11 protein-coding genes are annotated in these 11,603 nt (G+C 63.9%); 2 read left to right on the top strand and 9 right to left on the bottom strand.

Annotation, left to right across the window (positions count from 1 at the left end):
• A partial coding sequence (locus GORHZ_RS07735; RefSeq protein WP_217998314.1) for an Rv1363c family protein occupies nt 1-971 on the top strand: 971 nt, incomplete at its 5' end.
• Nucleotides 968-1,597, top strand: a complete 630-nt coding sequence (locus tag GORHZ_RS07730; protein ID WP_006331735.1) for a hypothetical protein — start codon at nt 968-970, stop codon at nt 1,595-1,597. The genes GORHZ_RS07735 and GORHZ_RS07730, both read left to right, overlap by 4 nt.
• A gap of 85 nt (nt 1,598-1,682) precedes the next feature.
• Here GORHZ_RS07730 and GORHZ_RS07725 read toward each other — a convergent pair whose 3' ends face one another.
• From GORHZ_RS07725 to GORHZ_RS07680, 9 genes are all read right to left on the bottom strand, one after another.
• On the bottom strand, nt 1,683-3,086 hold the full coding sequence (locus GORHZ_RS07725) for an MCE family protein (RefSeq protein WP_006331734.1): 1,404 nt from the start codon (nt 3,084-3,086) through the stop codon (nt 1,683-1,685).
• Nucleotides 3,083-4,210, bottom strand: a complete 1,128-nt coding sequence (locus GORHZ_RS07720; RefSeq protein ID WP_006331733.1) for an MCE family protein — start codon at nt 4,208-4,210, stop codon at nt 3,083-3,085. Before GORHZ_RS07720 ends, GORHZ_RS07725 begins: the two co-directional genes overlap by 4 nt.
• Entirely contained in the window at nt 4,207-5,436 is a 1,230-nt protein-coding gene (locus GORHZ_RS07715; RefSeq protein WP_040530690.1) for an MCE family protein, read from the bottom strand. The genes GORHZ_RS07720 and GORHZ_RS07715 overlap by 4 nt, the downstream gene beginning before the upstream one ends.
• Complete coding sequence (locus GORHZ_RS07710) at nt 5,436-6,482, bottom strand: MCE family protein (protein ID WP_006331731.1); 1,047 nt, start codon at nt 6,480-6,482, stop codon at nt 5,436-5,438. Before GORHZ_RS07710 ends, GORHZ_RS07715 begins: the two co-directional genes overlap by 1 nt.
• Nucleotides 6,483-7,505 carry an MCE family protein gene (locus GORHZ_RS07705; protein ID WP_006331725.1) on the bottom strand — a complete coding sequence of 341 codons (1,023 nt, stop codon included), beginning with the start codon at nt 7,503-7,505 and terminating at the stop codon, nt 6,483-6,485. It abuts the gene before it with no gap.
• Nucleotides 7,502-8,662 carry an MCE family protein gene (locus GORHZ_RS07700; RefSeq protein ID WP_006331723.1) on the bottom strand — a complete coding sequence of 387 codons (1,161 nt, stop codon included), beginning with the start codon at nt 8,660-8,662 and terminating at the stop codon, nt 7,502-7,504. Before GORHZ_RS07700 ends, GORHZ_RS07705 begins: the two co-directional genes overlap by 4 nt.
• A 9-nt stretch (nt 8,663-8,671) precedes the next feature.
• Complete coding sequence (locus GORHZ_RS07695) at nt 8,672-9,556, bottom strand: MlaE family ABC transporter permease (protein ID WP_051998802.1); 885 nt, start codon at nt 9,554-9,556, stop codon at nt 8,672-8,674.
• A gap of 6 nt (nt 9,557-9,562) precedes the next feature.
• Nucleotides 9,563-10,360, bottom strand: a complete 798-nt coding sequence (locus GORHZ_RS07690; RefSeq protein WP_006331719.1) for an MlaE family ABC transporter permease — start codon at nt 10,358-10,360, stop codon at nt 9,563-9,565.
• A 705-nt stretch (nt 10,361-11,065) separates the two neighbouring features.
• A complete protein-coding gene (locus GORHZ_RS07680) occupies nt 11,066-11,575 on the bottom strand; it encodes a nuclear transport factor 2 family protein (RefSeq protein WP_006331711.1) in 510 nt (169 codons plus the stop codon).
• Nucleotides 11,576-11,603 lie beyond the last annotated feature (28 nt).

The following is an 11,603-nucleotide window of genomic DNA, read 5'->3' as shown; positions in this document are numbered from 1 at the left end:
GTGCACCCATACCCGACGTCGACAGCACCCCCCGTGAGGCAGCAATGAGTCGACAATTGCTCCACGATGCCGAGATCGGCACCGAAGGTCGGTCCGAGGATCTCACCGCCCTCGAAGTCGCCGAAGCCGAAGCAGCCGCTGCCGAAGCCGAGGCCGCCGCTGCTCGTGCGCGCGCCCAGCTCGCCCGGGCCCGGGCCCGCATCGCGCGCCGAGGCGACATCGACAGACAGCCCACCAGTACGACGGCGACAGTCGACGACCCGCCCGCGGAACCGACAGACACCGTCCAGCCCGCCGACGCGACCGAGGTCTCGGACACCGACATCGACACTGGGCAAGCCGACACCGAAGTCCTCGATGCGACCGGCAACGAGGCAGAAGAGAACACCTCCGACATCGATGACCCCGCGACACCGAAGGATTCGCACCGTTCCGGTACGAGTCGCGTCGTCGCGGCGGTTCGACGTCGGACACCGGCACCGCGCCTGCCGAACCGTCGAACAGCGGCCATCTCGATCATGGCCGTGGTCACGATCGCAGCACTGGTGGTGACCGGGCTCATCGGCTGGCATCATCGTCAGGTCGACACCGGCCGTGCCCACGCGGCCGAATTCACAAAGGCTGCCGAGCTCGGGGTCACCGCACTCACCTCATTGGACTTCCGTGACGCGCAGCGCGATGTGCAGCGGATCATCGATCATTCGACCGGCGCGTTCTACGACGACTTCAAGGGCCGCGCAAAGGACTTCACCACCGTCATCGAGCAATCGAAGGTGACCACCAAGGGACACGTGACCGCCGCTGCGCTCGAGTCGATGAACGACAACAGTGCGGTGGTACTCGTGGCAGCCACGTCGGATGTCACCAATGCCGCCGGCGCCAAACAGGAACCGCGGGTGTGGCGGCTGCGAGTCAGCGTCACCGACGTCGACGGAACCATGAAGATCTCCAAGGTGGACTTCGTACCATGACCGCAATCGACACGACCGAAGAAGTCGACACCACGTCTGAGGATGTCACCACCGCAGAGAACGTCGCCGACACCGAGAAATCTCCCTCGGCCCTGCGCCGCCGGCTCAGCGCAACGCGGCGGGCTTTGTCCAGCGATCGCCTCCGGGGTCGCACGCTGCCCGTCGTCGCCGCGGTCCTGATGGTTGCTGCACTGACCGCGGCCGTGACGGCCTATTTCACCGTCTACCGCGACGACCGGGCCATCGGCACCGACGACGGTCGAGAGGTCGTCTCTGCGGCCAACGACGGGACCGTCGCGATCCTCTCGTACAGCCCAGCATCACTGGACTCGGACTTTGCGAAGGCCAAGAGCCATCTGACCGGCCAATTCCTCTCGTACTACGAGGAATTCACGGCCAAGGTGGTCAAGCCTGCCGCCATCGACAACGGCATCACCACCAAGGCCACCGTGGTCCGCTCTGCGGTCTCGAAGCTCGAGCCCGACAACGCCGAAGTCCTGGCCTTCGTCAACCAGACCACGACGAGCAAGACCAAACCGGACCCCGAGCAGACGTCGAGCAGCGTGCGCGTGTCCCTTCAGCGCGTCGACGGCACGTGGCTGATCTCCTCCTTCGATCCGGTCTGACCTCAGGTCGATCACTTGGATCGGTCGAGCCGCCACGAGAACTCCCCTCCTGGTTTGGCTCAGATCTGTTTGACTTCAGGCGAGGTCAGTGGACCATCATCGATTGCCAACCGCCGGTGGTCTTGGGCGCAAGATCACCTTGTGAGTACCTCATCCCGTCACTGCCCACGTAGCTGCCGTCCGCCGGGTCGTACTGCGCTATCGCCACCGAGGGGTGCACAGCGGTGTAGGACGAGGGTGTCACCCCTTGCTGCTGGACATTCGGATCGAACGGGTACGGCCCCAGTAGCGGCTGACGAGTGGCCAGCGGATGAAACTCCTCGTCGCTGTTGCACATCGCCGCCGTCGGAGCCCTCTTCCCCGGTTTGTTCGCGCACGGTATGTTCCTGGCGCCACGTACTCCGATCGGGCTCGATTGCGGCAGCTGGCAATACAGGCCGTCCGGGGTGTCGATGTCGCTGGTGTCCTGCGGCGAACGCCATTGCGACGGCGGCAGAAAGCCGACCGTACAGGCCGGCGGGTCGGAGAGTCCGCTGAGGCGGAAGTCTCCGAGACCCCACTTGGTACCGTTGCGATTCGGCTGTACCGCTTGAATCGTCGAGATGGCCGGCGGGAGCAGTACCAGGATCTGCTCAAGACCCGCGTTATAGGTCACCGCCAGCCGGCCCACGGAGGTGACGTTCGCGAGCAGCACCGGCAATGTCAGCTTCACCGAATCGAGCAATCCGGTAACCCGATCGGCGAATCCCGGGCCTTGCGCGAGCAGGCGCTGTATGTCGGGAGTGTTGGCGACGAGTTGCCCGGTGAATCCGTCCAGGCTTGTGGTCCAGATCCGGATCGCGTCGAGGCTCTGTGTCTGCGTGTCCACCAAGGTCGCCGAATCTCGGAGCAGCGTGGCCGTCTGATCGGCGACGCGGTTCAGACCTGACGAGATCGTCGCGGACGAATCGAGCAGCGTCTGCAGGTCAGAGCCCTGACCGCCCAAGCTGTTGTTGAGTTCGGATACCAGGGTGAACAGCTGTTGCTTGGGAATGCTGGACACCAGCCCGTTGAGCTTCTCCAACATGGGCGCAACCGGTTCGGGAACAATCACGTCTCGTGATTCGATCACCGCACCGTCCTGCAGGTACGGGGGTGTGCTGGTCCGGGGACGCAGATCCACGTACAACTCTCCCACCGCCGACATGCTGCGAATGCTTGCGCTCAGATCCGCGGGAATGTGTTCGTCGCTGTCGATCGACAAGGTCGCCCGGATGCCCTTCTCCGTGAGACCCACCTCGGTCACCCGCCCGACATCCACACCTCGGTAACTCACATTCGCAAAGCGGTAGAGCCCACCGGTAACCGGCGCCTCGAGGGTGACGGTGATCCGGCCGATGCCCAGCTGCGACTGCACCTGCATGTAGGTGAAGAGCATCATCCAGGTGGCCACGACACCGGCCACCACGAAGATCACCAGCTGCACCTTGACGAGCCGCGAGAGAATCATCGTGGACCTCGTTTCGGCTGAGACAGCGGTCCGAAGAGCGGATTGTGCGTGGGCTTGCTCGCGTACCCCGGATCGCCGGGCGCGAAGGGCACCACGGCATTCGGGTCGCCGAGCGCGGTGCCCAGCAGCAACTCCCGGCGCAGGCGCGGGACGGTCAGGTCGATCGTCGCGATCAGGTTCATGTAATCTCCGCGAACCGCCTGGTCGATCCCGAACTGGCTGTAGGGAAACACGGTCGCAAATGCCAGCCCCGAATTGATCTTGTTGCCGACATCGGCCAGCGACCGCAACGTCGGCTCGAGATGACGGAGATCGGTGAGCAGATCACTCTGCACCTGGTTCACGACGCCGGTCGTCGTCACGCTGAAAACTCGCAGCCGGTCCAGGGCCGTGGTGATGTGCGGCAGCTGCCGCTGGAGCACTTCGAGTCCCGGCGGAATGCGGCGCAACGCATCCTCGATCACCTTGTTCTGATCGGCGAACTGACCGCTCACCCGGTGTGCCTGGTTCACCAGCGAGACCAGATCATCGCGTTGCCGGTTCAGGGTGGTGACAAACGTGGCCAGATTGGCCACCAGCGCCCTTGCGTCTGACTCGTGGTTTGCCAGACCGTCGTTGAGTGCCTTGATGATCCCACCGAGCTGGCCGAGCCCACCGCCGTTCACCACCGCCGATACCGATGCCAGCGTCTCCTCGGTAGAGGGGTACGAGGACGACCGGTCGAGCGGTATCGTCGCACCCGGCTCGGTACGTCCGACCGGTGCCGTACCGGGCGACGGGTCGAGGGAGAGATGCATCGACCCCAACAGGCTGGTCTGCCCCACCGTTGCCACCGCATTGCCCGCAACGACGGTGCCCTGCTCGAGACGCACCTCGACCACCGCATGCCAGTCGGTCACCCGCATCGGCCCGACGCTGCCGACCTCGACGTCGTTGATGAGCACCGGCGAGTTCTGCGACAGCGTACCGACATTCGCGATCTCCACGGTGATCTGATAGTCGTCGGTGCCTGTGCCCACGGTGCCCGGCAGAGGCAGCGAATTGACGCCGTTCCATTGACATCCGGCGCCCAGGAGGGCCACGCACACAAGCGCCAGGAACAGGCGAATCCTCGCGGACGTCATCGCTGCCCCCGTTGTCCGGGCAGCAGCAGGTCGCTTCGGTTTCGCGGGGTGTTCCCCTGCGCATTGCCCGGCTTCAGCGACGGTTCTGTGTAGATCAGGTTCTTCTGGGCGGCTGTCGGTCCCAAGATCGGATTGAGTGGCACCGGAAAGTAATTGAAAGTCAACATCGGTGCAATCGGACCCAGATACTGGGCGCATCGGCGCGCCCCCTCGGCGGCGGTCAGGTTCTCGATGCTGGCAACCGACGAACAGATGAACTGCACCGGGTTGGAAAAGTTGTTGACGGTGAAAACCCCAGCGGCGGTCCCCGTGTCCGGGTTGTAGATGTTGTAGAAGTTGGCCAGGCTTGTCGGGAAGACATGCAGCAGTTGCTCGACATCGTCGTGCTGGTTCACCAAGATCTGGGTAACCGTGGCGAGCCTTCTGATCTGTTCGGACACCCCGTCGCGATTGGTCGCAATGAACCGCTGCACGTCCCCCATCGCGACCGACAGCGTCCGCAGCGCGGAATCGAGATCGGCGCGGCTACCGTTGAGCACCGAGGACAATGTGGCGAGGTTGTTTTCGAACTGGACGATCTGCGTTCCGCTGTCTCGCACCGCGGTGACGAACGTCTGGAGATTGGCGATCGTGTCGCTGATGTTCCCGCTGTTCTCGGCGAGCAACTGTCCCACGCCGGACAACTCGCGAAGCGCCGAGCTCAGTTTCTCCCCGTTCCCGCTCAGCGCATCGGCACCGCTTGCGACGAAGTCGCCGACCGCAGTTTTCGACACCCCGCCCTGCGGACCGAGATCGGTTGCCAGTCTTGTCAGTTGGTCCTTGACCTGATCCCATTCGACCGGCACCGCGGTGCGGTCCCGCGGGATCGTGGCCCCGTCCTCGAGAACGGGCCCGCTGCGCACATAGGCCGGCGCGAGTTGAACGAAGCGGTCTGCGACGAGATTCTGCGCGACGATCACCGCCCGTGCGTCGGCCGGTATGCGGATCCCGTGGTCGACGTTCATCGCCATGCGCACCGTCTCGCCCTGCGGCTCGATCGAGGTGACCTTGCCGACCTTGACCCCCGACACGCGCACGTCATCACCGACATAGATCCCTGTTGCAGAGGCGAACACCGCGGAGATGTGCGTCGGCCGGGTGTAGTGCCGATAGGCGGTGACGAGTCCGGCCACCGCGATGCAGACAAGTACCACCCCGACAACAGAATTCCTTGTGCGCGAACCCATCACGACCCTCCCGGGAGTGGGATCTGGGCACCCGGCAGTGGGAACTCCGACTCCGGATGCAGGCCGAACGCCCTGTCGATGAACGGCTGCATCACCTGCGCGGGAATCAGGTTGGCCACGAAGGCCTGGTAGAACGGCCCGGCGGAGACCGCCTCGCCCTGGGTCTGCGACGTCTTCGCCAGGCCGGGAATCGCCTGCGAGATGTTGTCCCTGTTTCGTTCGAGCAGGGCCACCACCGAATTCAGGGCAACCAGGGTCGGTTTGAGTTGTTGTTCGTTGTCTTTCACGAGTTTCGACAGTTGCGTGGCGACCGCGGTGGTGTTGGCCAGGAGTGATGAGATGGCCTGCCGGCGCTGTACGAGGACCTCGAGGAGCAGGTTGCCGTTGATGATCAAGGAGTTGATCCGGTCGGCCCGGGCGGCGATCAGTCCGCTCACCTCGCTCGTCGCCGACAGGAGTTGGCGGAGACTGCTGTTGCGCGCATTGATCCCTTGCGAAAGCGCTGCCAGACCGTCGAATGTGGGACCGAGATCGGGGGCGACGGCGTCGAGCGTGCTCGACAGCGTCTCGAGCGACTTGTTGAGATTCGCGGTGTCGATTCCCGAAGTGTTCGTCGTGAGATCGTCGAGGGCCTCGTTCAGCGAATAGGGCGATGCGGTTCGGGTGACCGGGATGACGTCGGTCGGCCCCAGCGTTCCCGGACCGGACGGCTCTACCGTCAGAATTCTCTGTCCCAGAAGCGATCCCGTACGAATCTGTGCCGAGGTGGTAGTGCCGAGGCGGGTTGCGTGATCGACTCCGAACCGGACGCGGGCATTGCCGTCGATGAGTTCCACATTCGACACCGTGCCGACGCGCACTCCCGACACCATCACGGTGGCCCCGGCCGACAGTCCGGCCGCCTCGGTGAAGTCTGCCTGATAGGTCAGCGAGGTGAACCAGTCGCTGACCTTGGCCATGTTGAGCCCGGCTGCGATCACCAGCACGATGAGAACCAGGCCGACCAAACCGAAGCGGACCAGTCCGTCGCCACGATACTTGAACATCTAGCGCGAACACCTCCCGTCGGTCTGTTCGATCCAGGGCAGCACGACGACCCTGCCCGTCGGGTCGGACACCCGGACGGTTATCGCGCACAGGTAGTACTGGACGAAGTTTCCGTAGGCACCGGTCCGGACCAGCTTGCGGAAGTTGCCCGGCGCGCGCTTGAGTGCGTTGTCGAGTGCGGGTTTGTCACTGTCAAGGGCGGGGGCCAGTCGCGACAGCTGATCGATGCTGCCGGAGAGCGACGGCGTGGCCTGGGTCAGCAGATCTGCCACCGATGCCGTCCCGTTGTCGAGTGCGGTGATCGCCGCGCCGATCGGATCACGCTGTCGCGACAGATCGGTGATCAGGGTGTCGAGGCGTTCGATCATGTCGCCGAACCGGGCACCGTCGGCGTTGAGAGTGACCATCACCTTCTTGAGTTCGTCGATCATCTGCCCGATCACGCCGACGTTCTTGCCCAGTGCCGTGAACAGCGACGAGCTGCCGGCGAACAGCGTCTGCACCGTACTCCGTTGGCCCTGCAGGATGTCGAGGACGGCCGAACTGAGGGTGTTCACCTGGTGAGGTTCGAGCCCGTCGATGACCGGCTTGAGGCCGCCGAGCAGAACATCGAGATCGAGTGCGGGGGTGGTGTCCGTCACCGGGATCTCGGTGCCCGGCCACATGGTACCGACACCCTTGCCCTCGGTCAGTTCCAGATATCGATCACCCACGAGATTCAGATAGCGCACGGCTGCACCGGTTCCGGTGCGCAGGCCGACGGCCTTGTCGACGTCGAAGTCCACCCGGACGCGGTTGTCGTCGCCCAATTCCACATCGTCGACCGAGCCCACACGCACACCCGCGATGCGCACCGAGTCGCCCGAGCGCAATCCGGAGACATCGGTGAACACCGCGCGGTACTGATCGGTGTCACCGGAGCGGCTGTCGCTGAACACCAGTAGAAGGCCGGCTCCCACGAGCACCATCACCACGGCGAAGGTGGTGAACTTCCACGTGTCCGACCACAGCGACCGAGTCATCGCGGCGCTCCATCCGGGATCGGCCCGAACAGTGCCTGCCGCAGACTGTCGACATTGAGCTCAAGTGACTTTCGGGACGCATCGAAAGGATTCGCCCCGGTGTCGGCGACCACGTAGGGCGGCTTCTCCTGGAAGCCCACGGGCAGCATCGAACACTGTGGGCCACCCGTGGCCGCTACTTTCGGCAGGTTGTCGGGGTTGCGATACGGCTCGGTGCCCCACAGGAAGCTCGCGGACAGCCCCAACCCGGGCACATCGGCGGGCGGTGACGCCGCCAGGTCCGCGAATCCGTCGAGCGCGCAGGTCAACGCCTCGTGGTACTCGTCGGTCAGGGCGAGAGTCGGCACCAGCACCGAGAGCGTCTTGGCCAGGGCTCCTCGATTCTGTTGTAGGACGCGGTTACCGGTGTTGGAAAGTCCGATGACACTGGTCAAGAAGGCGTCGAGGTTGTGTTCCTCGGCGACGAGTGTTTCGCTGACGGTGTTCGCGTGTTTCACCGTCGACAGCAGCGGCTGTGCGGTGTCGGCGTAGACCTTGAGGACATCGGGCATGTCATGCATCAGTGACCGCATCGCCGGAAGGCCCGTGTTGACCGTACCCAGATAACCGTTCAGGTCGACGATCATCTGGCCGAACTGTTCGCCGCGCCCACTGAGCCCGGTCGAGATCGCACTGAGTGCGGCGTTGAGCTCGGCCGGACGGATCTGCGAGAGCACCTGTGTCAGCTCACTGAAGACGGTGTTCACCTCGATGGACACATCGTCGGTCGCGATGAATTGTCCGTCTTGGAGGTGCTGCGAGTCGGGCTGGGATGGTTGCACGAACTCGACGCTCTTGGCTCCGAAGACGGTGGGCGCCGCGATCCGCACACCGACGTTCGCGGGTATCAACTTCATCTGGTCCGGATCGATCGCCAATTCCATTGTGGCGGTTCCGGGTTGATCGTAGGTGATGGCAGCGACCCGGCCCACCGTGACGCCGCGCATCTGGACCTTGGCGTCCTTGTCCATCACCAGCCCGGCCCGAGGGGCCTGCACGGTGACGGTGTCGGATCGGGTGGTGACGCCGGCGAACATGGCGATCGCCACCGCCAGCATCGCGGCGACGACCACCAGCATCCCGGCACCGGCCAGGGGCCGGACGATCCCATTCGACATGTCCGCGCCTCAGCCCGACAGATTGAAGTTGCCGTTGGTTCCGTAGATCGCCAGCGCCACCAGCAGTGTCACCGTCACCACCGCCACGAGTGAGGTGCGCACGGCGTCGCCCACTGCCACCCCCACCCCGGCCGGTCCCCCGCTGGCGTAATACCCGAAATAGGTGTGTATCAGCAGGATGAGCAGCGCCATCGCGAATGCCTGCAAGAACGACCACACCAGGTCGAGGGGATTCAGAAATGTGGTGAAGTAGTGCGCATACAGACCTGACGACTGGCCGAGCAGAATGACCGTGGTGAAGCGGCATGCCGCAAAGGAGGCGATGAGCGCGATCGCGTACAGCGGAGCGATCACGATCATCCCCGCGGCGATGCGGGTACCGACCACGTAGGCGATCGGGTTGATTCCCAACGACTCGAGCGCGTCGATCTCCTCGTTGATCCGCATGGCGCCGAGTTGCGCGGTGGCACCGGCACCGAAGGTCGCGGCGAGTCCGATACCCACCACCACCGGTGCCGCGATCCTCACATTGATGAATGCCGACAGAAAGCCGGTCAGCGCCTCGATTCCGATGTCGCCGAGCGAGCTGTAACCCTGAATGGCGAGCATGCCACCGGTTGCCAGCGTGAGAAATCCGACGATGACCACGGTCCCACCGATGAGCGCCAGGTTTCCGGCGCCCATACTCGTCTCTGCCACAAGTCGGATGGTCTCGCGACGATAGTGCATCGCCGCGTATGGAACGCTGCGCAGCGCTCGTGCGTAGAAGATCGCGTGGTCACCGAGTCCGGTCAGCGCGCCCACAGGTCGGCGGATCCCTCGGCGCAGCCTGGGAAAGCGCGTGCTCGGCACCGCCGTCGGACCGTGGGACCTGGAGGACGAGAGGAGAATCATGGTGATTCACCTCGCGGTCAACTGCACGCCGATGGCGGTGATCACCACGTTGACCACGAACAGTGCCATGAATGCGTACACCACCGTCTCGTTGACCGCGTTGCCCACCGACTTGGCGCCACCCGAGACGATGAGTCCCCGGTAGCAGGCGACGACCCCGGCTATCAGCCCGAAGACGAGCGCCTTGACCATGGAGATGACCACTTCCTGCGTGCCGGTCAGCAAGGTGATGCCGGCGGCAAATGCCCCCGGATTGACTCCCTGGACGAATACCGAGAACACATACCCACCGGCGATACCGATCACACAGACGAGGCTGTTCAGCAGCAGTGCGACCAGTCCCGACGCGAGTACGCGCGGAGTCACCAGGCGCTGAACGGGATTGATGCCGAGGACCTCCATCGCCTCGATCTCCTCACGGATGGTGCGTGATCCGAGATCGGCGCACATGGCCGTGGCCCCCGCACCGGCGACGATCAGCACGGTGACCATCGGTCCGATCTGGGTGACGGAACCGAAAGCAGCGCCGGCGCCACTCAGGTCGGCGGCGCCGAGTTCGCGGAGGAGAATGTTGAGGGTGAAGCTGACCAGCACCGTGAACGGAATCGCGACCAGAAGCGTTGGTATCAGCGAAACCCTGGTCACGAACCACGATTGTTCGATGAACTCCTTGCCCTGAAACGGACGGCGGAAGGCGAATCGGCAGGCGTCGGCCCCCATCAGGAACAGTCCACCGACCGCCTGGAGCGGCCCTGCCGAGTAGCGGGCGACAAGTCCCGTCACCGCGGTGTCGTGCGAACCCATATGCCCTCCCCCCTTTGGTATGGCCGTGGCTGATCGAACGAGAACTTGATTCTCATCAAACGCGAACCACGTATAATACTGGTCTGGGATACACCCAGGAGTCAACCGCTTGACGCAATCGTCGTGCAGAAACCCGTCAGAGTCCGGCGGGGAATCTCCCGATTTTGCGTGTCGCCTTCGGGATGACCTCGAACTCACCGTCACCACCGAGACCGCCGTGCGCGCGGTCCTGATCGGCACCAATTGGCGCAGGCGTCGGCAGATGCGGCCCGACTGCCACCTGCAACAAGCGCACACCGCCCCGGCAGGCACAGCCCGGTCCCGGTGCCACCCGTCCTCGTTTGGCCGCCCCCTTGACGACAGGAAGGGCACAATATGCGTTTGATACATAAATGCGTGCGACCGACCGCACTTGGCGTAGGTCGGATTGCGAGAGTTGCGACGTCGACAAGCGAATTCCTTACGGTCGACCGTCAGACTCGTTTCGGATCAGGACAATTCGCATACAGGAGTGATGGTGAACGTCGCCGACGAGTCGACTACGACGAGAGCGATCTCGTGGGTTCGCGGTCGTGAGCAGATGGGTCTCGGAAGACCCCCGCGGCAGCAGTGAATTCAGTCCTGAGATGAACGTCCGCGGCGCCCGAGAGTTCGGGCGCCGCGGTACACTATGTGGCCCTCCGCTGGGCATCTCGTCGCGGGTTATCAGGCCCGGAAGGGCTGCTTCACCCAGCCCTCTTCCCAGTTCGACACCTGGTGAGTCTTGCCGAGGAGTTCCTGGAAGTACCACTGGCCGTCCAACTTCACGAACTGGTCGGTGTAGTTGATGGTCAGGATGACCGCATCCTTCTCCGTCGGATCGTCGGTCTGCTCGATCGTGCACAGGCACAGAAGGTAGAAGTATCCGACCGCGGTCTTCCGGTCCGCGGCGAGTTCGATCCGCGGCGCGATCATGTAGTGCAGTGCCCACGTGATCCGCTCGCTGAGGGCACGGAAATGGGATTTGATCTCCTCATGTCCCACCATCGAGCCGCCCTCGCCGTCGACGACCCAGCGTCCATCGGGTGCGAACAGGGCGGCGATGCCCTCCGGGTCGTAGTTGTTGTCGCAGTAGCCTGCGTAGCGGTACTTCAGGTCTTCGATCGCCTTGATGTCCTCGAGACGGCCGAGCCGTTCGGCAATGTCGGTGATGTCGATCGTGTCTGCGGTGGTCATGGTTTCACTCCTGTTCTTCGATGATGTG

Origin of the sequence: Gordonia rhizosphera NBRC 16068, from assembly GCF_000298195.1 — a bacterium.
Classification (GTDB): Bacteria; Actinomycetota; Actinomycetes; order Mycobacteriales; family Mycobacteriaceae; genus Gordonia; species Gordonia rhizosphera.
This window is presented reverse-complemented; position numbering and strand designations above follow the sequence as displayed.

What these genes read in the sequence shown, in the direction of transcription:
- GORHZ_RS07730 (WP_006331735.1), top strand. Translation starts at nt 968, where the DNA reads ATGACCGCAATCGACACGACCGAAGAAGTCGACACCACGTCTGAGGAT.
- GORHZ_RS07725 (WP_006331734.1), bottom strand. Translation starts at nt 3,086, where the DNA reads ATGATTCTCTCGCGGCTCGTCAAGGTGCAGCTGGTGATCTTCGTGGTG.
- GORHZ_RS07720 (WP_006331733.1), bottom strand. Translation starts at nt 4,210, where the DNA reads ATGACGTCCGCGAGGATTCGCCTGTTCCTGGCGCTTGTGTGCGTGGCC.
- GORHZ_RS07715 (WP_040530690.1), bottom strand. Translation starts at nt 5,436, where the DNA reads ATGGGTTCGCGCACAAGGAATTCTGTTGTCGGGGTGGTACTTGTCTGC.
- GORHZ_RS07710 (WP_006331731.1), bottom strand. Translation starts at nt 6,482, where the DNA reads ATGTTCAAGTATCGTGGCGACGGACTGGTCCGCTTCGGTTTGGTCGGC.
- GORHZ_RS07705 (WP_006331725.1), bottom strand. Translation starts at nt 7,505, where the DNA reads ATGACTCGGTCGCTGTGGTCGGACACGTGGAAGTTCACCACCTTCGCC.
- GORHZ_RS07700 (WP_006331723.1), bottom strand. Translation starts at nt 8,662, where the DNA reads ATGTCGAATGGGATCGTCCGGCCCCTGGCCGGTGCCGGGATGCTGGTG.
- GORHZ_RS07695 (WP_051998802.1), bottom strand. Translation starts at nt 9,556, where the DNA reads ATGATTCTCCTCTCGTCCTCCAGGTCCCACGGTCCGACGGCGGTGCCG.
- GORHZ_RS07690 (WP_006331719.1), bottom strand. Translation starts at nt 10,360, where the DNA reads ATGGGTTCGCACGACACCGCGGTGACGGGACTTGTCGCCCGCTACTCG.
- GORHZ_RS07680 (WP_006331711.1), bottom strand. Translation starts at nt 11,575, where the DNA reads ATGACCACCGCAGACACGATCGACATCACCGACATTGCCGAACGGCTC.